Genomic DNA, 22,974 nt, shown 5'->3' with positions numbered 1-22,974 from the left:
TAAATTAATAGGATTCATCATTTAACCCAAACCAACCTAAATTGAAAATAGTAAATAAGTTCTATCCGCACGCCCTTGTTATATTGGGCTTTATTCTCGTTTCGTTAGTTTATTTTTATCCAGTTTTACAGGGAAAACAAATTTTCCAATCGGATATTGCACAATATACCGGAATGGCAAAAGAGCAAAATGATTTTAGAGCTGCAGAACATGCGGAACCTTATTGGACAAATTCTGCTTTTGGTGGAATGCCAACTTATCAGTTAGGGGCCAATTACCCAAATGATTTTGTGGGTAAACTAGATGATCTTCTACGCTTTTTACCTCGTCCTGCTGATTATCTTTTTCTTTACTTCTTAGGTTTTTATGGTTTGTTGCTGGTTTTAAAAACGGATCCATTAAAAGCATTTATCGGCGCGATTGCGTTTGGTTTTTCTACTTATTTAATTATTATTCTGGGAGTTGGTCATAATGCAAAAGCACATGCTATTGCTTACATGCCGCTAGTTATTGCCGGTTTTATACTGGTTTTTCAGAAAAAATATATTTGGGGAGGTTTACTCACCATGTTTGCAGTTGCGTTGGAAGTAAACGCGAACCACTTTCAAATGACTTATTATCTATTGATTTTCTTACTGATTCTTTCAGGATATTTTACTTTCCAATTTATTAAAGAAAAACAATATAAAGAACTTTTAAAAGCAGTTGGAGTGCTTGCTGTGGCAGGAATTTTTGCGATTGGTGCCAATGCCGGAAACTTACTGGCAACCAGCGAATATGCAAAGTTTAGTACGCGTAGTAATAGTGAGTTAACCTTTAATCCTGATGGTTCTAAAAAGACAAACGAAAATGCTTTAAGTCGTGACTATATTACAGAATACAGTTATGGAATTGCCGAAAGTTTTAATCTAATTGCACCTAGACTTTTTGGGGGGTCAAATCACGAAAATGTAGGTACAGACAGTCGTATGTATTCTTTCATGATCGAACAGGGAGTTCCTTCAGGACAAGCACAGGATTTTGTATCAGGAATGCCTACTTATTGGGGAGATCAGCCTATTGTTGCAGCTCCCGCCTATATTGGAGTTGTAGTTTTCTTTTTGGGTGTTTTAGCTTTGTTTATTGATGATAGAAAAATAAAATATGTATTTCTTGGAGGAGCATTGTTTTCATTAGTGCTTTCGTGGGGGAAAAACTTCTCTGCATTAACAGACTTTTTTATCGATTATGTTCCGATGTACGATAAATTCAGGGCAGTTTCTTCTATTCAGGTTATTCTTGAATTATGCTTTCCAGTTTTAGCTGTTATGGGATTACAATCCTTTTTTAAAGCAAATGAAGAACCAAAATTGCAGCAGAAAGCTCTAGTACAAACAGGTGCTTTTGGCTTAGGAATTTTATTGATTTTTGTTTTTACCAAAAGTATGTTTCACTTTAGTGGATCAAGTGATCAGTATTTCATGCAAACTTACGGTCCTGCTTTTGTCGATGCTTTAAAAGAAGACAGAATGAGTTTGTATTCTGCTGATTTATTGCGTTCAGGCTTCTTTATTGTAGTAACTTTTGGAATTCTATGGTTGTTTATTAAAAATAAACTGGCTCAAAACACAACTTTGATCATTGTTGGTCTTTTGATGATATTTGACTTGTTTTTTGTAGATAAAAAGTATGTCTCAGCTAAGGATTTTGTTAGCCCGGTTGAAATTGCTGCACCATTTCAGGAAACACCATCTGATGCTCAAATTTTAAAAGATACAAGTCATTATAGAGTTTTTGAAGTTAACGGAAATCTTTCAAGTGCCCGTGCCTCTTATTTTCATCATTCTATTGGAGGATACCATGCTGCAAAACCAAGAAGAATGCAGCAATTGTTTGATTATCAAATTGCAAAAAATAATATCGAAGTATTGAACATGTTAAATGTGAAATACATTATTCAAACGGATAAAGAAGGAAAAGAATTTCCTGTGGTAAACCCGGATGCTAATGGAAATGCCTGGTTCGTTGATTCAGTAAGATTGGTAAATAAACCGGACGATGTTATGAAAGCTTTGAATAACATTGATACTAAAAAAGTTGCAGTTTTTAATGTTCATGATTACGAAGATAAATTTAAAAGTGCCCGATTGAAAAAACAATGGGATACAACCGGAACGATTAAGGTTGTAGAATACAAACCAAACTACATTAAATATCAATCAGATAGCAGAAAAGATGGTTTAGCAGTTTTCTCTGAAATGTATTATAAAAATGGATGGAATGCTTATGTTGATGGTAAATTGACAGATCATTTTCCTGTAGATTATGTTTTACGAGCAATGGAAATTCCAGGTGGAAAACATACTATCGAATTCAAATTTGAACCACAGGTTGTAAAAACGGGAGGTATAATTACATTAGCGAGTTCAATTGGAATGTTACTGCTTTTAATTGGTGGGATTTATTTTGAAAAATTCTTCCGCAAAGATTAACAAAGAAATCAGGGAGATACTCAAAATAAATTTTAAATAATCTTTGCGAAACTTTGCGAGAACTTTGTGAGTCTCTGTGAAACCGATTCAATATAATGGAACCGAAAAAACTCTTAATCATTACTTATTATTTTCCACCCGCCGGAGGCCCGGGCGTACAGCGTTGGTTGAAGTTTGTAAAGTATTTGCCTGAATTTAATGTTCAGCCTATTGTTTATGTTCCAGAAAACCCAACTTATCCAATAATCGACGAAGGTTTGGTAAGTGAAATATCAGATAAAGTAATTGTTCTTAAAAATAAAATCTGGGAGCCGTATCAACTGGCTTCTATTTTTTCAAAAAAGAAAACCAAGAAAATCAGTTCCGGAATTTTTCCACATCAAAAAAAACAGACCTTTTTAGATAAAACTTTTCTTTGGGTTCGCGGTAATCTTTTTATCCCGGATGCGCGTGTATTTTGGGTAAAACCATCTGTTTCTTATCTTAAAAAATATATTCGGGAAAATAATATTGATACAATTGTAACTTCCGGGCCACCACACAGTTTGCATTTGATTGGTTTAGAGTTAAAAGAAAAATTAAACGTAAAATGGTTTGCAGATTTCCGCGATCCATGGACCACAATTGGATATCACAAAGCATTGCGTTTGTCTTCTTACGCAGCTAAAAAGCATAAAAGTTTAGAGCACAAAGTTCTGAATAGTGCTGATACTATTATTGTAACCAGTAAAACTACTAAAGCCGAATTTCAGACGATTACTAATAAACCAATTTCGGTTATTACAAATGGTTATGATATAGAAAATGTAGAGAAACAGACTTTAGATTCTAAATTTACTTTGGCGCATATTGGTTCTTTTTTATCCGATAGAAATCCAAAGTTTTTATGGGAATGTTTGGTTGAATTACTTCAGGAAGTACCTGATTTTAAATCCCATTTGGAAATCAAATTAATTGGTGCCGTAAGTCAGGAAGTACTTGATTCTATTCAGGAATTTAATCTAAATTCCTATTTAAATCTTCTGGGTTACGTTTCGCATCATGAAGCCATTGCGCATCAAAAGAAATCTCAGGTTTTACTTCTAATCGAAATTAATTCGGAAGATACTAAAAGTATTATTCCTGGTAAATTGTTTGAATATATGGTGTCAAACCGCCCTATAATTGCTATTGGCCCACAAGGTTCTGATTTTGCAGATATTATAAAAGAAACCAATACAGGAGTATTTTTTGATTATACTGAAAAAGCGAAATTAAAAAGTGTAATTTCGGACTTTTATAATCAGTTTTTGGAAGGAAAATTACAAGCTAATGGTGTTGGTTTACAACAATATTCACGAAAAAACCTTACCAAACAATTAGCACAGTTGATTAATTAAAAAAATCAGAAATCTAAACTCTACAATCTAAACTCAAAACATGGGTATTGTTTTAAATCAGTCTTTCAAAAATACAATTATTACTTATATAGGCTTCGGAATTGGAGCTATCAATACACTTTATTTATATCCGGTTTTTTTAGGTGCAACTTATTATGCCTTAACAAACTATATTTTATCGGCAGCAAATGTTATCATGCCTTTGTTTGCTATCGGAATGCAAAATACCTTAGTTAAATTTTATTCTCAATATAAAACAGAGCAGGAAAGAGAACAATTTTTATCCTTTACAGCTTTATTTCCTGTATTAATGTGTATTCCTTTAGGAATTATTGGAATCTTTTTCTTTGATGATATTACTGCTTTTGTTTCTAAGGAAAATCCTGTTGTAAAGGAGTTTATGCTTCTGATTCCCTTTATCGGAATTTGTATGGCTTATTTTGAGATATTTTATGCCTGGGCAAGGGTGCATATGCATTCGGTTTTTGGAAATTTTATTAAAGAAGTTGGATTAAGATTATTCTCAACTGTTGCTTTAATTGGTTTATATCTTCATTGGATAACTTTAGTTCAATTCGTTTATGTAACAGCGGGGATATATTTCATAGCTTTTATAGTAACTATGTTTTATGCTTTTTATGTTAAAAAGCCTAAATTTCAAATCAATATTCCTAAGAATGTAAAAGATGTAATGGAATACACTTTCTTTATTATTCTTTCCGGAAGTGTTGCCAATTTGCTTTTAGATGGCGATAAATTGATGCTGAACCAATATATGAAGATCGAAAATATTGCCTATTATTCAGTTGCAACTTATATCGCTTTGGTGATTTCTGTTCCGAGTCGCGCCATGCATCAAATTGTATATCCAATTACTGCAAAGCTGATGCACGAAAACAAACACGATGAACTTAATCAATTATACAAAAAGACCTCGATTAATCTTCAAATGGTAGGAGGCTTTGTTATGCTGTGTATTTTTGTCAATATCAGTCAACTATATGAATTGGTTCCAAAGGAATATAGCGGTGGAATTTCAGTTGTATTTATGATTGGTTTATCTAAATATTTTGATTTGATTTTAGGAAATAATAACGCCATTATTTTTAATACCAAATATTATCGAATGGTATTGTATTTAGGGCTTTTATTAGTCTTCCTGACCATTGTTTTAAACATGATTTTTATTCCTATTTTTGGAATTTTCGGTTCTGCATTTGCTACATTATTGTCTATTACTTTATATAGTATAGCAAAATTGCTTTTTGTTGTTAAAAAGCTTCATTTATACCCGTTTACAAAGGAAACCGTTTACTCAATGTTACTTACATTTGCTTTGTTTCTTGTGTTTTACTTTTGGGAATTTCCTTTTTACCAATTAATTAGTATTGCCTTAAAATCAATTTTGGTAACGATTTTATATGTCTATCTGAATTATAAATTCAATATTTCGCCAGACATTAATAAAGTGATTGATGGTCTTTTGAAAAAGGTGGGTATTAAAATTTAATACGATTTTATTGAGAAAATAGACAACCATGTAATTTTAAAGCTATTTTGTTTTTATATTTGTTAGAAGGATAACTAATTTATTTCTAGGAGAATATGAAAAAGAAATTACCTTGTTTTTTACTATTGTTTATTGTTTCATTTTTTTCAATAGTATCTGCTCAAACAGATAGTTTAAAGGCTACAACAACAACAACAAATATTTCTCCGTCGAAATTAAAAGCCTATCCAATAATTCCTTTTAAAGACACCCTTTTTTATGTTTATAATAGAGTAGGATCTTTTTCTGCTGAAAATAGAGCAAAGGCTATTACAGCAAGAATTAAATCTCTTTATGAAGATGATCTTTTTAAAGCTGATTCATTAAAAGTTGTTCCTTCTGAGATAAGCTTAGATATTGTGTATAAAGGGGACTTAATACTGATGTCTGTATTAAATGCTGATGCAGTTGCTGAAAATAAAACGGTTTCTGAAATTGCAAACCGTAATTTCAATGCCATCAAAAAAGCAATTATTTTTCAGAATGAAAACCATTCTTTATTGCCAAAACGTTTAGGATTTACAGCACTGCTAATCTTAATTCTTACCCTTGTTTTATGGTTTGCATCCAGGATTTTTAATAGAATAAAATTGTATTTTTCAAAAAGAAGAGAAAGATATTTTAAAGGCTTTAATTACAATAACATAAATGTTCTTACTCCTGAAAAGCAAGAATTTGTTGCAATGCGCTTTATTGGTGTAATAAAGATTATAGTTTTAATTGTCATAGCGTATTCCACATTGCCTGTACTTTTTAATATTTTCCCTGCAACTCAGGCCTATACTACAACAATTTTAAAATGGACACTTACTCCAATAAAATCGGCAGTAATGGGATTTGTAGATTTCTTACCAAACCTGTTTACTATAATTGTTATTGTTCTGATTTTTAGATATTCACTCAAAATAATTAAATTTTTTGTTGATGAAATAAACAAAGAAAATATAAAAGTAGATGGTTTTTATAGCGATTGGGCGAAACCAACTTTTAATATTATTCGATTTTTGGCGTATGCATTTATGCTGGTTGTAATATTTCCCTATCTGCCAGGTTCAGATTCCCCTATTTTCAAAGGGGTTTCCGTATTTGTAGGTATTTTGTTTTCTTTAGGCTCTTCAAACGCCATTGCCAATATGGTTGCTGGTTTGGTAATTACCTACATGCGTCCGTTTAAAATTGGTGATTTTATTAAAATTGGAGATGTAAGTGGAGAAGTTATTGAAAAAACAGCTTTGGTAACACGTATTAGAACTCCTAAATTTGAAGATATAACAATACCAAATGCGACAGTTTTGTCAAGTACCTCAACTAATTTTTCGGCAAATACAAAACAAGCTACTAATGGCTTATTAATTCATACAACTGTCACGATAGGTTATGATGTACCGTGGAAGGACATCCATAAAGCATTAATTGATGCTGCCTTAAAGACAGATATGACAGAGAAAACACCGGAGCCTTTTGTTCTGCAAACTAGTCTTGATGATTTTTTATGTGTCTTATCAAATAAATGTTTATACGAAAGAACCTACAAAGCAACCCAGGATCTATTCTTCGTTACATCAGAATATTCAGGATTCTTTTAATGCTGCCGGAATTGAAATCATGTCACCGCATTATAGCTCGTTACGTGACGGAAATACTACAACAATCCCTGAAAATTATTTAAAACCGGATTATGAATCTCCTTCTTTTAATTTTAAAAAGAAGGATTAATAAAATGCTAATATATTGATATCGTGACGTTAATGTTTGAATTTTAACAGTTATTCGTTTTGATATTAAATTTATAAAAATTAATTTTATGTTGAATTTTTAGCAGTAGTTCATTTCATTAGATATCGAATATCTTATTAAATGCAATAAAAATAGAATTATCAGGTTTTAACTGAATTGATTACCTACTTAAATTGTTAAAGTTAAAATGAGTATTTAGAATTTTAAAAAAAGGAGGGTTATGAAAAAGAATAAACTGAGTCAGGAACAAAGTTTACAAGTATTTTCGAATATGATATCAAATAAGGTTCATAAAGGATTTAAGCTTGAAGAAAGAAATGACAAGATACTTTTTGCCGTTCTTTCTAAAGGAGGAAAGGTTGTTAATCATGGTTTGAATTTTACCATTTTTTGTCTAACCTTAGGATTGTGGTCATTTGCGTGGTTATACCTTACTATACAGGCATCTAAAAAGAAAAAAATATTGGTGGCTATCGATGAAGATGGTTTTCCATTCGAAGAAAGATGTTTGGTAGCTTAACATTTAAGTCACAAAATGAAAATTCCAAATTCCAATAGGATAATCACTATTAGAATTTGGAATTTTTTTATAATTAAAGTTTATCCTTTAAATAAACTCCTGTAACGGATTCTTTCACTTTTATAATATCTTCAGGCGTTCCAACTGCCAGTAAATGCCCGCCATTTTCTCCACCTTCCGGACCTAAATCAATAATCCAGTCGGCACATTTTATTAAATCGAGATTGTGTTCAATTACAATTATCGAATGTCCTTTTTCGATCAGCGCATCAAATGACTTTAATAGTTTTTTTATGTCGTGAAAATGCAGCCCGGTAGTTGGCTCATCAAAAACAAATAACGCTTTATCTTTTGTAGCACCTTTTACTAAGAACGATGCCAATTTAATACGTTGCGCTTCACCACCAGAAAGGGTAGAAGAAGATTGTCCCAACTGCACATATCCCAAACCAACATCTTGCAATGGTTGTAATTTTTGAGTGATTTTGGTTTGTTTATTTTTTTCAAAAAAAGCTATCGCGTCATCAATAGTCATTGTTAGAATATCGTTGATATTTTTTTCGTCAAAATTGATTTCTAAAATTTCTTTTTTGAAACGTTTTCCGCCGCAAGTTTCGCATGGCAATGAAACATCAGCCATAAAGACCATTTCAACGTTTATAGAGCCTTCTCCTTTACAAGTTTCGCAGCGGCCTCCATCAACATTAAAAGAAAAATGTTTGGCCTGATACCCTCTTATTTTTGATAATTTTTCTTTGGCATATAAATCACGAATGTCATCATAAGCCTTAATATAAGTTACGGGGTTCGATCTTGAACTTCTTCCAATCGGATTCTGATCTACATATTCAATATGTTTTATCTGTGAGAACGAACCTTTTATCTCGCTAAACTGACCCGCTTTTTCAGCAGCATTTTCCAGTTTTTTCTGCATGGCAGGAAATAAAATTTTCTTTATTAAGGTACTTTTTCCGCTTCCTGAAACTCCGGTAACAACAGTTAAAACATCTAACGGAAATGTAATATCAATGTTTTTTAAGTTGTTTTCTCTGGCTCCAACAATATCAATATGATTTTTGAATTTTCTTCTTTTCTTCGGAACTGAAATTTCCAGATCTCCATTCAGATATTTAGCTGTAAGCGAGTCTGATTTTAAAATTTCATCGTAAGTTCCCTGCGCCACTAAATTCCCACCAAAAGTTCCTGCTTCAGGACCAATATCAATAATCATATCGGCGGCTTTCATGATATCTTCATCATGTTCAACCACAATAACCGTATTTCCTAAATCACGAAGAGAAAGTAAAACTTTAATCAATCGTTCAGAATCTTTTGGATGTAGACCAATACTTGGTTCATCCAATATATACATCGATCCAACCAAACTACTTCCAAGCGAAGTTGCCAAATTAATACGCTGTGATTCTCCTCCCGAAAGTGTTGAAGAGTTTCGATTTAGCGTTAGGTAATCCAAACCAACTTCGGTTAAAAAGGATAAACGATTATTGATTTCTACCATCAGACGTTTAGCAATTTGCTGTTCGTATTTGTTTAATTCAAGATCTTTGAAAAACGTAACCAAATGTTTAATTGGAAGATCGACTAAATCTGAAACTGTTTTTCCGCCAATTTTTACATAAGAAGCTTCTTCGCGTAAACGTTTTCCGCGACAGGCATGGCATTTAGTTTTTCCGCGATAACGAGACAACATTACACGGTTCTGGATCTTATAATTTTTTTCTTCTAATTCCTTAAAGAAATCATTTAAGCCTTGAAAGTACTGATTCCCTTTCCAAATCAAATCTTTTTGATCTTCTGTTAATTGAAAATAAGGCTTATGAATAGGAAAATCAAATTTGTAAGCATGTTTCACCAATTCATCTTTATACCAGCTCATGCTTTCACCTCTCCAGGGATAAATGGCGCTTTCAAAAACAGATAAAGAGGTATTTGGAACTACTAAATCAGCATCTATTCCAATTATATTTCCGTATCCTTCACAAACCGGACAAGCTCCGTATGGGTTATTAAAACTGAATAAATGTACATTTGGCTCTAAGAAAGTAATTCCGTCCAATTCAAAATTATTCGAATAAGTAAATCTTTTATCTGAGTTTAATTCCTGTAAATAGCAAATTCCTTTTCCTTCAAAAAAAGCAGTTTGTACGGCATCGGCTAAACGATTATAGAATTCTTCTTCCTCTTTAACCACAATTCTGTCAATAATTAATAGAATGTCTTTATTGTCTAATTTGTGGATTTCTGTGGGTGTAAACTCATCTAAACGAACCATTTCGTTATCAACCAAAATACGGGCAAAACCTTGCTGTAGAAGTACTTTCAGTTTGTCTTCAAGTTGTCTTCCTTCTTCTAAATGAATAGGAGAGAGCAACAACCATTTACTGTCTAATTCTAATGCTTTTACATCAGAAACAACATCGGTAACGGTATTTTTTTTGACTTCCTGTCCGGAAACAGGAGAGTAGGTACGACCAATTCTGGCGAATAAAAGCTTGACGTAATCGTAGATCTCAGTCGAAGTTCCAACGGTCGAACGGGCATTGGTTGTATTTACTTTTTGCTCAATCGCAATCGCAGGTGCAATACCTTTTATATATTCTACTTTTGGTTTGTCTAAACGACCAAGGAATTGACGTGCATATGATGATAAACTTTCAACATAACGGCGTTGTCCTTCGGCGTATAAAGTATCAAACGCCAAACTGGATTTTCCTGATCCTGAAAGACCTGTGATGACAACCAGTTTATTTCGGGGAATAGCGACATCTACATTTTTTAAATTATGTACCTGCGCTCCTTTAATTATAATATTATGTTTTGGGTCGAGTTTTGAAAGATCAATTTGCATAAAAAAAGTCAATTTTTACAAAAGTAATCAATTTTGAATTGAGTTTTGTTAATGAGATTGTTCCAAATCTTAACAGAATTGAATACAGTGTAGTTCATTAAAAGCCGATTTGCCGATAATTTTTGTTTCACGCAGATTGCTTCGCCTGTTTGCTTTCGCTCGGGTCTGCAGATTTAAGCAGATCGAAATTTAAAATAAATAATCTGCGCTAATCTTCCCATATCTTTTTAAATCTGCGTGAAAATACTTTAGAAATTTGCTATTAACATAGCCCACCGTTTCAACCGTGGGGAGCGCAAGGTATTATCACAATTCGTTTCCCACGGTTGAAACCGTGGGCTATGTTGGAATAGCAGGGAACCAAATTTATTTTACTAAATCTTATTCATTAAAAAGTTGCATTTTCAATACAAAATAAGCTATTTTAGAACTGTTTTTATAATAAATTAATATCAATGCTAATTTTGAAAACAAAACTAACTGCACTGTTTTTTTTGATAAGTTCTTTCCTGTTTTCGCAGGAGTTTCCGCCAATAGTAAAATATTCTTCTGCTGTTTATGGTGCCGGAAACCAAAGTTGGATGATTTCACAGGATGATCAGAACTATTTATATTTTGCCAATAATGATGGCCTTCTGGAATATAATGGAACAACCTGGCAATTGTATAAAGCTCCAAATGAAACTATTATTCGTTCCGTAAAAGTAATTGGGAGCAAAATCTATACAGGCTCTTATATGAATTTTGGTTTCTGGACGAGGCAAACTAATGGCAAACTAAAATACACTTCGCTTAGTGACTCCATCAAAAATAAAATATTAGACGACGAGCAGTTTTGGAATATCCTGAAATACGATCAGTGGATTTTGTTTCAATCCTTAAACCGAATTTATATTTACGATACTAAAACAGGAAAGTTTAAAATTATCGGGCCGAAGAATGGCGTTATAAAATCATTTGCGCCAAAAAATGCCATTTACTTTCAAACCATAAAAGAAGGGCTTTTCGAAATTGAAAGCGGAAAAGCCAAATTAGTTTCAGATCATCCAATCCTGAAGAAATTTACGATTGTCAATGTTTTTACATCAGAAGACGGTTTGCTGATTCAAACGCAATTGGATGGTATTTATAAATTAGTTGGGAATACTTTAACCCGATTTGCAACAGATGCTGACGCCGAATTAAAGTCCAGTTTCGTTTATAGCAGTCAATTGCTACAGGACGGAAGTTTTGCTTTGGGAACGGTTTCTAATGGAATTTTTATTTTATCGGATAAAGGGAAATTAAAATACCATATTACTCAAAGTAAAGGTTTGAGTAATAATACAGCTTTGTCACTTTTTGAAGATAAAGACCAGAATTTATGGGCCGGATTGGATAACGGAATCAATTGTATTAACATTAATTCGCCAGTGCATAGTTTTACGGATGATTCCGGAGTGTTGGGAACCGTTTATGCATCCGCAAATTTTAATGGAAAATTGTATGTCGGAACAAATCAGGGGTTGTTTTACAAACCTAACGAAAGTAATGGAGAGTTTAAATTTATAAATGGTACAAAAGGGCAGGTTTGGTCACTTTTTGTATGTGATAATGCACTTTTTTGCGGACATGATTCAGGAACTTTTATTGTCACAAATGATTCGGCGAGAAATATATTTCCTTCTTCAGGAACCTGGAAGTTTGAACCTGTTCCGAATAATAAAAATCAATTGCTTCAGGGGAATTATTACGGAATCTCAGTTCTCGAAAAAATAAACAATCAATGGGTTTTCAAAAATAAAATTCAAGGTTTTGATTATTCATCACGATACTTTGAAATTACGAACAATTTGGATGTTTATGTAAGCCACGAATACAAAGGAATTTTCAGGCTGAAATTAGATAAAACTTTATCAAAAACACATGGTTTCTATACTTATAAATCTCCTCAAAAAGGTAAAAACGCAAGTTTGACTAAATTCAATAATCAAATTTATTATGCTTATAAAGGAGGAATTTTTAAACTGAATCCAAAAACAAAACTATTCGAAAAAGATAATTTGCTGAGTTCTATCTTCGAAAAAGATGAATATACTTCAGGTAAATTAATTGTCGACAATTCGAATAAAATCTGGTTATTTTCTAAAAATTATATTCACTATTTCTCAGCAAGTAAACTAAGTAGCCAATTAAAGCAAAATGTAATTCCGATTCCGTCTTCTTTGACCAATTCGATGTTGGGGTATGAGAATATTACCCAAATTTCAAAATCGACTTATTTAATTGGTACTACAGATGGTTATTACACCTTAAATATTGATGATTTAAGTTTTAAAAATTATACTGTTTTCATTACTGATATTGCCATTAACAAGCAAAACGAAACGCTGAATAATGTTGAAATTCAAAAGGAAGGAAGTTTTCATTCAAATGAAAATAACATCACTTTAAATTACACGGTTCCGGAGTATAATAAATACATTAATTCTGAATACCAATATTCATTAGAAGGATTTCAGAATGACTGGAGTGAGTGGAGTACCAAGGCCACTGTAAATTTTAAAAATCTATCACCCGGAAAATATACTTTTAAAGTAAGGGCGAGATATGCCAATACAATTTTGCAAAATACGGCTACCTATACCTTTGTAGTTTTAAAGCCTTGGTATTTGACCAATTTGGCGTGGTTTATTTATTTTTTACTTATGTTGATAATGGCGTATTTCATCAATAAAGCTTACAGAAATTATTATCACAAACAAAAAGAGAAATTAATTGAAGAGAATAATCTTTTGCTTGAAATAAAAGAATTAGAAAACGAACGCCAATTAATGAAGCTAAGAAACGAACAGCTTTCTCAGGATGTTGATACAAAAAATCGTGAATTGGCAGTTTCAACCATGAGCTTGAATAGCAAAAATGAATTATTGGCTTTTATAAAAGAAGACTTAAAAAAAACGAGTCAGAATGATAGTAATAATATCAAATCTGTAATTAGTACCATCAATAAAAATATTACGGAAGAAGATTCGTGGAATGTTTTTAAAGAGGCGTTTGACAATGCAGATAAAGATTTTTTAAAAAGAATCAAACAAATACATCCTTTATTAACTCCAAACGATTTGCGTCTTTGTGCGTATTTACGATTAAATCTTTCTTCTAAAGAAATTGCTCCTTTATTCAATATTTCGGTTCGGAGCGTTGAGATAAAAAGATATCGTTTGCGAAAAAAAATGGACTTGCAGCACGAAATCGGTTTAGTGGAATATATTCTGGCTGTATAGGAAACCATAAAATGACTTCAAAAAACTATACATTACCTCAACATTAACGTTTTGTTGAGCTTTTATGGTGTTTTTGTTAAAAAAATTAACATTCGGAATTTATAGTTAAATCAAGCTGTATTTTAAGATAAATTGAATTAACGTATGATTTTTTTATGATGTATGTTTTTTGTTGAGGTTAATTTTATCGTTTTCCTAATTGGATCGGATAAATTTAGCTTTCAATAAAAACTAACTAATTATGAAATCAAAATTATTATTAACCGTACTATTACTGTTTACATCTTTTGCATTTTCGCAGAATTTTGATGTTAGCGGAACAGTACTTGATGGCTCGGGATTATCACTGCCGGGCGTGAATGTAAAAGTTAAAAGTTCTTCACAAAGTACAACCACAGACTTTGACGGATCTTTTAAATTATTAGGAGTTCCAAAAGGAACTATAATTGTTTTCAGTTACATCGGTTTTAAAACACAGGAAGTTGCCGTTTCCGGAACCAAGATAACGGTTAAAATGAGCGACGATGCCAGATCTCTTGACGAAGTCGTTGTAATTGGGTACGGATCTCAAAAGAAAAGAGAAGTAACCGGAGCCGTTTCTGTAGTAGACAGTAAAACACTTGACATTTTAAAACCTATAAAGGTAGAACAAGCTTTGCAGGGAACTGTTTCCGGAGTTAATGTAACTACACAATCCGGAGCACCAGGTGCAAAACTGGATATACGTATTCGTGGTATCGCAACCAACGGAGAAAATGGCCCTCAAGCTATTATTGATGGTTATGTAGGAGACCTAAGTTTATTAAATCCAAATGATATTGAAACGATTACTGTTTTAAAAGATGCACAAGCTGCCATTTATGGAACAATTGGTGCAAACGGAATCATTTTGATTACCACTAAAATGGGAAAGAAAAACTCAAAAACAAAAATATCCCTTAATAGTTATTCAGGATTTCAGGAAGCTTCAAGAAAATTACCAATGCTGAATGCTACTGAATATGCTTTATTATTAAATGAAAGTTATGCAAATGGCGGAAGAGCGCTTCCTTACCCGAATGCAAGCGGTTTAGGAAAAGGAACTGACTGGCAAAAAGAAGTTTTAGGAACGGGTGTACCAATTTTAAATACTGATTTAACAATTTCCGGAGGATCTGAAAAGATTACCTATTCTATCAGTGGTTCGCATTTGGATCAGGAAGGAATTGTAGGTCAGGATAAGTCAGGCTTTTTAAGAAATACCGCCAGGATCGCTTTGGGTGCTGATTTAAGTGATAAATTTAAAGTGAAAACAAATGTTATTTACACTTATTTTAATAGAAAATCAATTAATGAAAACGGATTAGGATCTGTATTATTTAATGCCTTAAACGTACCTGCAACTATTGCTCCGTACAATGCAAATGGTGATTTTACTTTGGTACCAAGCACAACCGGATTGGGAACAGAAATTATAAATCCGTTAGCACAGCTTGCGAACACTTATAACGATTATAATTTTAAAAAACTGAATGGTAATTTTGGTTTTGATTATAAAATATTCAAAGGATTTGTTTTATCAAGTTCAATCGGATTTAATACAGCAAACAGCGAAGGCAAAACATTCGCCAAACAAATCAGTTATGGCGGAAAAGTTTTTGATGTTCAAAGAAGTTCTGTAACACAAACTGCCACAAACGATAACGATTATTCATTTGATATTTACGGAACGTATACTGCAAAAATAGCAGAGAACCATAATATTACTGCTACATTAGGAAATACTATTTTCAAAACATGGGGAAACTCAGCAAATGCAACAGGATTTGATGTTCCAAATAACTCATGGGAATATGCAGATCTTTCCTTAACCAGAGGATTACCAACGGCATTAAATACCGGTGGATATGTATACGACCAAAGAAGGCTTTCTTACTTTGGAAGAGCGCAATACGATTATAAAGGAAAGTATCTTTTCTCTGCAATGATCAGACGTGATTCTTCTACAAAATTTGGTCCGGGAAATAAAGTGGGATATTTTCCATCTTTTACAGCGGGATGGGTAGTTTCTGACGAAGGTTTCTTTGGAGAATCAAAAACAATAAACTTTTTAAAATTCAGAGCCAGTTATGGTACTTTAGGAAATGATCAAATTCCTAATAATGGTTATTTATCACTCTTAACAGGAGAAGCTACTTATGTATTTGATGGTAATTTAACAAGCGGAAAAGCAACAGGGCAAATCCCTAATCCTGATTTGAAATGGGAAGAAGCCAAGAAATTTGATGTTGGTTTAGATTTAAGATTATTTAATGATAAAGTTTCTGTCGTTGCAGATTATTTTATAGATACCAGAAATGATCTTTTGATACCAAATATTCCAGTTTCAGGAATTATAGGAATTGGTGCTCCGGGAGCAAGTGCTCCGACATTGAACGCAGGTTCTGTTAGAAATTCAGGTTTTGAATTTGCTATTGATTACAAGGAGAAGTTTTCAGATTCGTTTAGCATGAGCGTAGGTTATAATGTGACGTTTATTAAAAATGAAGTATTAGAAGTAAATAACGGAACCGGAATTATTGAACAAGGCGGTTTTGGAGTAGGGCAACCAGCAGCTTCACGTATGGAAGCAGGAAAACCAATAGGCTATTTTTACGGTTACAAAACAGATGGATTATTTCAGAATCAGGCAGAAGTTGATGCTCACCCATCACAATTAGCTTTAGGGGCGAATGCTGCTCCCGGAGATATTCGTTATGTAGATTTAAATGGAGATGGTGTAATTGATACCAAAGATAAAACCGATATCGGAGATCCGATTCCTGAAGCTACAATGGGATTTAATTTACAGTTAAATTATAAAAACCTTGATTTTGCACTTTACAGTTTTGCATCAGTAGGAAATGATATGGTGCGCAATTACGAAAGAGTACTTTCTGATGCCAATCGTTTAGATTATGTTTTAGACAGATGGACAGGCGAAGGAACAAGTACTACTGTGCCTAGAGTTACTACAGGAGCAACTGCCAACAATGTACTTTCAGATTATTTTGTAGAGGATGCTTCTTATTTCAGAATTCAAAACATACAATTGGGATATACTCTTAACCCAAATGTAAGTCAAAAAGCAGGAATTACTAAACTAAGACTTTATGCAGGAGTAAATAATCTATACACATTTACCAAATATAAAGGCTTTGATCCGGGCTCTTCAGCAGGACCAACAAATCAGGATGGAGTTTCTCAATCACCAATTGGTGCCGGAATTGACTATGGGTTTTATCCAGTTCCAAGAACCTATTTATTGGGTTTAAACATTAATTTTTAATTTCAATAAAAATGAAAAAATATTTAATCACAACCATTATAACACTTACACTGTTCTCGACAATAAGTATTTCTTGTTCAGATGAATTTGTAAGTCCAAAACCGAAGTATTCTATAGATTCTGAAAATTATTTCAATTCAAAAGAAGACTACGATGATGCCTTAGTTGCCACTTATGATTTGCTACAATCTTCTTATGTAAATGTTTTGTTAGGAGAAATTGCTTCAGACAATACTTTATGTGGAGGAGAAAGTCCGACAGACGTTATAGGTTTTCAGCAAATAGACGATATGATTCATACACCGGTAAACAGCAATTTACGAGATATCTGGAATTGGATGTTTGCAGGAGTTCAAAGAGCTAACTATATTCTTGAATTTAAAGATAAAACCGATTTTGAGGGAAAAAACCAGCTAATCGCAGAAACACGTTTTCTGAGAGCATATTACCAGTTTGAGTTAGTGAAATGGTTTGGTGGAATCCCGATGAAAGGAGATGTCAGATTTAAAGTTGGAGATGAAAAAACAGTAGCAAGATCATCAGCTCAGGAAGTGTATACTTCGATCGAAGCCGATTTAATTTTTGCTGTAGCTAATTTATCTCCAACGCCATCTCAAAAAGGAAGAGTGACAAAAGGTGCAGCACAGGCATTATTAGGAAAAGCTTATTTGTATCAAAACAAGTATGAACAAGCCGCGACAGCTCTTGATGCAGTAATTACTTCTGGGAAATATACATTACAAACCGATTATAATGCCATGTTTGAACTGGATGGAGAAAACGGAACAGAATCTGTTTTTGAAGTTCAATATACAGATGTTGAAGGAGCTGGTTTTACCTGTTTACAATGTAGTGAAGGTAACGTTGCGGTTGGTTTTAGTGGTATCCGTAATTATTCCGGACCATTGTTTTCTTCTGGGTTTAGTTTTAATGTTCCAACCAAAGAAAGTGCCGATGCTTTCGAAGTAGGTGATAAACGTAAAGATGTTGCCATATTGGATATTGCGGCCTGGGCTGCGGCAAATGCTTCATTTGATGGAGGCAAAGGTGTGAGCTTTGGAAAAGGAAATGAAGACACAGGGTATTTCAACAGAAAATATCTTCCAAGAAAAAGAAGCGCAAATGCAGCGGGAGATTTGAATCTTACAAACCCGAACAATTACAGAGCAATCCGTTATGCTGACGTTTTATTAATGGCTGCTGAAGCTTATAACAGAGGTGCAATAGACGATGGAAAAGCAAGAAATTATCTAAATCAGGTAAGAAGACGTGCTTTTGGAGACAACAATCATGATGTTTCAGTTTCAGGTGCAGCCTTGACCGATTTTATTTTGGCAGAAAGAAGAGTGGAGCTTTTTGGAGAAGGACATCGTTTCTTTGATTTGGTGAGAACCGGAAAAGCGGTTGGAAAAATTGCAGGTTTTAAAGCGAATAAAAACGAATTATTTCCGCTTCCAATTGAAGAAATTCAATTTGCAAACGGAAACTGGCAACAAAACCCTGGATATTAAAAAAACACTATTATGAAAAAATTACATTCAATTATGAGTCTTTTCGTTTTAACAATATTTCTAGGTTGTTCAAGCGATGAAAGCAGTAATATTGATTTAGACGGTGTAAATGCACCGGCTAATGTATCTGCTCTGACCACAGTAACACAAGATAATTCGGGTAAAGTTACTTTTGTGCCTAAAGGCGAAGGTGTTACACAATATAAAATAAATTATGGAGACGGATCTCCGGAGTCTGTTTACTTTGGGGCGGGCGGAACTACAATACATACTTATAAAGAAGGTGTTTATCAGTCGAAAATTATCGCAATGGGAATTTCAGGAAAAACAACTGAAGTGATTCAGCCAGTTGTGGTGTCTTTTAGAGCTCCTGAAAATTTAAAAGTAGTGATTACAAATGATATATCGATTTCTAAAAAAGTAACCGTAAAAGCAACTGCTGATTTTGCTTTGTTTTATGATGTTTATTTTGGGGAGGCTGGAAAACCTGAACCAATTTCAGCTAACAACGGTGAATCTGTTTCGTATGTTTATAAAGAAGCAGGAACTTATACAATTCGCGTAGTTTCAAAAAGTGCTGCAATTAAAACAACCGAATATACAGAGCAGTTTGTGGCTAAGCTTGTACTTAATCCGACAACATCAGCTACAACACCACCTAACAGACCAGCCGGAAATGTAATTTCAATTTATAGTTCAAAGTATACAAATGTGGCCGGAACTAATTTCTATCCAAATTGGGGACAATCAGGCGGTTATTCAGAATTTGATTTGAATGGCGATAAAATGTTGAATTATACTAATTTAAATTATCAGGGAATTGCTTTGGCAGATAATGTAACCGTTGATGTTTCAGGAATGGATTACATTCACATGGATGTCTGGACTGCAGATTTGCAAAAATTGGAAACTTCTCTAATCAGTAAAACGAATGGCGAAAGACCAGTTGTAAAAGATTTGATTGCAAACCAATGGACAAGTATTGATATTCCGATTTCAGCCTTTACCAGTCAGACAAACTTTAAGGTAGCCGATATTTTCCAATTGAAATTGGTGGGAACTCCTGCAGGTAAAAACGTTTTTATTGATAATATTTATTTCTATAAAAATGGAGAAGCACTAAGTACTGCAGCGCCAACGCCGACAAAAGCAGCAAGCGACGTGATCTCAATGTTTAGTGACGCATATTCAAATGTGCCCATTGCAACATGGCGTACAGATTGGTCAGCTGCAACATTAGAAGAAACGGCTGTAGCAGGAAACGCAGTAAAAAAATATTCCGATTTGAATTTCGTAGGTATCGAGCCAACTGCTACAATTGATGCTTCTGCAATGACTCATTTTCATGTAGATGTCTGGTCAGCTGATTTTACAGAATTCAGAATAAAATTAGTCGATTTTGGTGCTAATGGCGTGTACAATGGAGGAGGAGACGATAAAGAACACGAAATAAAAGTTACCGCTCCTGCAAAAGGATCATGGGTGAGTTTAGATATTCCGTTAAGTGATTTTACAGGATTAACAACCAGAGCCCATATTGCGCAACTTATTTATTCAGGAAATCCTAGCGGAGCACATACTATTTATATAGATAATGTTTATTTCCATAAATAAAATAAGCGCTTTTTAAATGAGATTAAAATGAATTTACATTTTATAAAAAATAACAAAATGAAAAAATATAATAAATACTTCGTATTACTTTTTGCACTCCTGCTAGTGATAAGTTGCCAAAAAGATGATTACGCTTTTGGCGATTTGTCTGCACCAACAAATTTGCAGGTCAAAGCTGAGATTGTTGGAAAAAACAACTGCTGCTCCCAACGGAGACGGATCAGGGATGGTAAAACTTACTGCAACTGCAGATAACGCCATTTCCTACAAATATGTATTTACTGATGGTACTACAGAAAATGCGCCAAATGGTATATTTACAAAACGTTTTACTAAAACAGGACTAAATAAATACACTGTAACGGTAATTGCTTCAGGAAAAGGAGGTGTGGCAACGAATACCACAATTGATGTTGAGGTATTAAGTAATTTCAGTGATGATGAAGCGGTTCAGTTTTTAACAGCCGGAACCTCTAAAAAATGGTATTGGTCAGCGTCTGAGCCTGGACATTTAGGTGTAGGGCAAAATGATGGGGATGCAACTAAAAACTATTATGCAAACTATTATATGGCAGGTGCCTTTGAAAAAGCAGGATCGCCAAGCAGTAGTTGTTTATACGAAAACGTATTGACATTCTCTCTTGAAGGTGAACAGCTGAAATTTGAATTAAATAATGGAGGATCGACTTTCTTTAATGCTGCTTTTGCAAGTGTAGCTGGAGGAAGCGGACCCGATGATTCTTGCTTGTCATACAATACTTCTGGCAAAAAATCAGTTTCATTGAGTCCTTCAGAATCAGTAGTAATGTCAAATCCAAATCACGCAACTCAAACCAGAGGAACAACAATGAACTTCTCTGATAACGGATTTATGGGGTATTATATTGGTCAGAGTTCATACGAGATTTTGTCAATTACAGCCAACAGAATGGTAGTTAGAGCCGTTATGGGTGGAAATCCGGCACTGGCATGGTATCATATTTTCACCACTACAAAACCAACCCAGGCTCCACCAGCAGATTTTACAAAACTAGTTTGGTCAGATGAATTTAATACTGACGGAGCTCCTGATGCTACAAAATGGAATTACGATTTAGGTAAAGGTGATAACGGCTGGGGGAATAATGAAAAACAGAATTATACCAACTCGGCTACAAACGTAATTGTACAAGGCGGAAGTTTGAAAATTACAGCTAAAAAAGAAGCTTCAGGCGGAGCTGATTATTCTTCGGCAAGATTAAAAACAGATGCTAAATTTGCTTTTACTTACGGAAAAATTGAGGTTAAGGCTAAACTTCCTATTGGTGCGGGAACCTGGCCGGCAATCTGGATGCTGGGTCAAAATTATGCTACTAAACCATGGCCGGCTTGTGGAGAAATTGATATTATGGAACATGTTGGTAATAACCAAAACGTTATTTTGAGTACACTTCATTATCCTGGACATTCTGGAGGAAGCGGAAATACTGGCTCTAAAACAATACCAAATGTTTCAACCGAATTTCATGTTTATAAAGCGGTTTGGAGTGCGGCATCAGTTACAACATTTGTAGATGATGTTCAGATTCATTCCGTTCCTAATGATGGCTCTTTGCCTTTTAATAGTGACTTTTTCTTAATTCTGAATGTTGCAATGGGAGGTAATTTGGGAGGCAATATTGATGCGGCTTTTACGCAGTCTTCAATGGAGATTGATTATGTAAGAGTATATCAATAGATTATAGATTAATTAGTAATAATGAAATGAGAAGGTCAGTTTTAGGCTGACCTTTTTAATTTTTGTAAATTTAAAATGCTACTATGAAAAAAATAATGGTATTGCTATTAATTAGCAGTTTTTGTTTCGCACAAGAAATAAAGAGGAAACTTGTTTGGGAAGAAAATTTCAATAATAAAGATTTAAACGAAAAAGACTGGAATTTTGAAGTTGGCGATGGTTGTCCGAATCTTTGTGGTTTCGGAAATAATGAAAGACAAATTTATACCAAAACAAACCATGAATTTAAAGATGGAAATTTTGTTATTGAAGCTAAAAAAGAAGAAAACAAATACACTTCGACCAAAATTACGACAAAAGGCAAAAAAGAATTTTTGTATGGACGAATTGAAGCCAGAGCAAAATTACCAGTTGGGCACGGTTTGTGGCCGGCATTCTGGATGTTAGGTGCTAATATAGACGAAGTTCATTGGCCAAAAAGCGGTGAAATAGATATTTTAGAATACATCGGAAGAGATCCTCATATGGTGTACACAACTTTGCATACGCAAGACAGTCACGGAAATACAATCAATACCAAAAGAACTGCTTTTCCTAATATTGAAGAAGGATACCACGTTTATGCAATCGAATGGACGAAAGATAAAATTGATTTTTTTGTAGATAAAGCTTTAGTTTATACTTTTAATCCTACAGTAAAAAATGAAGATATATGGCCTTTTGATAAGCCTTTTTACATAATTGTAAATTTAGCGATTGGAGGGAATTTTGGAGGCCCTGAAGTAGATGATAAGGTGTTACCGCAAAAGTATTATATAGATTATGTACGTGTATACCAATAGCAAAATAAAGCTTTAAAAAGTAGACATAAGTATTTTAAGTATTTAATTGTGAGTTATTTATGTCTATTTTTTTTATCCTTAATATTTTTTAAATCTGATGTTTTAACGCACTTTATCGATTAAGTTTAATTTTTATTTATATTTTTTAATATTTTGCTATTAATTATTCTTGTTTTTATTTGCTTTTTAAAA

Annotated in this window: 13 protein-coding genes; 12 read left to right on the top strand and 1 reads right to left on the bottom strand. The window is 33.5% G+C overall.

Annotated elements, in window-relative coordinates:
- Positions 1-41 precede the first annotated feature (41 nt).
- From IHE43_RS18590 to IHE43_RS18570, 6 genes are all read left to right on the top strand, one after another.
- Positions 42-2,471: a YfhO family protein gene (locus IHE43_RS18590; RefSeq protein WP_192185282.1), complete on the top strand. Its 2,430-nt coding sequence runs from the start codon at positions 42-44 to the stop codon at positions 2,469-2,471.
- Between the two features lie 95 nt (positions 2,472-2,566).
- Positions 2,567-3,850, top strand: a complete 1,284-nt coding sequence (locus tag IHE43_RS18585; protein WP_192185281.1) for a glycosyltransferase family 4 protein — start codon at positions 2,567-2,569, stop codon at positions 3,848-3,850.
- 40 nt (positions 3,851-3,890) lie between these two features.
- A complete protein-coding gene (locus IHE43_RS18580) occupies positions 3,891-5,360 on the top strand; it encodes an oligosaccharide flippase family protein (RefSeq protein ID WP_192185280.1) in 1,470 nt (489 codons plus the stop codon).
- Positions 5,361-5,455: 95 nt separating this feature from the next.
- A complete protein-coding gene (locus tag IHE43_RS18575) occupies positions 5,456-6,985 on the top strand; it encodes a mechanosensitive ion channel family protein (RefSeq protein ID WP_225585206.1) in 1,530 nt (509 codons plus the stop codon).
- The gene (locus IHE43_RS24085) at positions 6,882-7,115 is read left to right on the top strand and encodes a hypothetical protein (RefSeq protein WP_370526666.1); all 234 of its coding nucleotides are present in this window, start codon (positions 6,882-6,884) and stop codon (positions 7,113-7,115) included. The genes IHE43_RS18575 and IHE43_RS24085 overlap by 104 nt, the downstream gene beginning before the upstream one ends.
- A 241-nt stretch (positions 7,116-7,356) precedes the next feature.
- Positions 7,357-7,656: a hypothetical protein gene (locus tag IHE43_RS18570; RefSeq protein ID WP_192185279.1), complete on the top strand. Its 300-nt coding sequence runs from the start codon at positions 7,357-7,359 to the stop codon at positions 7,654-7,656.
- 73 nt (positions 7,657-7,729) lie between these two features.
- On the opposite strand, the gene uvrA is transcribed toward IHE43_RS18570, so the two are convergent.
- Entirely contained in the window at positions 7,730-10,525 is a 2,796-nt protein-coding gene (uvrA, locus tag IHE43_RS18565) for an excinuclease ABC subunit UvrA (RefSeq protein WP_192185278.1), read from the bottom strand.
- Positions 10,526-10,980: 455 nt separating this feature from the next.
- Between uvrA and IHE43_RS18560 the strand changes: the two genes are divergently transcribed.
- From IHE43_RS18560 to IHE43_RS18535, 6 genes are all read left to right on the top strand, one after another.
- On the top strand, positions 10,981-13,791 hold the full coding sequence (locus IHE43_RS18560; RefSeq protein ID WP_192185277.1) for a triple tyrosine motif-containing protein: 2,811 nt from the start codon (positions 10,981-10,983) through the stop codon (positions 13,789-13,791).
- Positions 13,792-14,032: 241 nt separating this feature from the next.
- Positions 14,033-17,098 (top strand): TonB-dependent receptor, encoded by a 3,066-nt coding sequence (locus IHE43_RS18555; RefSeq protein WP_192185276.1) that lies wholly within the window; start codon positions 14,033-14,035, stop codon positions 17,096-17,098.
- 11 nt (positions 17,099-17,109) lie between these two features.
- Positions 17,110-18,609, top strand: coding sequence for a RagB/SusD family nutrient uptake outer membrane protein (locus tag IHE43_RS18550; protein ID WP_192185275.1), 1,500 nt, complete (start codon positions 17,110-17,112; stop codon positions 18,607-18,609).
- A gap of 12 nt (positions 18,610-18,621) precedes the next feature.
- Positions 18,622-20,223 carry a hypothetical protein gene (locus tag IHE43_RS18545; RefSeq protein ID WP_225585205.1) on the top strand — a complete coding sequence of 534 codons (1,602 nt, stop codon included), beginning with the start codon at positions 18,622-18,624 and terminating at the stop codon, positions 20,221-20,223.
- A gap of 184 nt (positions 20,224-20,407) precedes the next feature.
- Complete coding sequence (locus tag IHE43_RS18540; protein WP_370526665.1) at positions 20,408-21,940, top strand: family 16 glycosylhydrolase; 1,533 nt, start codon at positions 20,408-20,410, stop codon at positions 21,938-21,940.
- A gap of 83 nt (positions 21,941-22,023) precedes the next feature.
- The gene (locus tag IHE43_RS18535; protein WP_192185274.1) at positions 22,024-22,782 is read left to right on the top strand and encodes a family 16 glycosylhydrolase; all 759 of its coding nucleotides are present in this window, start codon (positions 22,024-22,026) and stop codon (positions 22,780-22,782) included.
- The last annotated feature ends 192 nt before the right edge of the window (positions 22,783-22,974 follow it).

Origin of the sequence: Flavobacterium sp. MDT1-60 (genome assembly GCF_014844035.1) — a bacterium.
Taxonomy (GTDB): Bacteria; Bacteroidota; Bacteroidia; order Flavobacteriales; family Flavobacteriaceae; genus Flavobacterium.
This window is presented reverse-complemented; position numbering and strand designations above follow the sequence as displayed.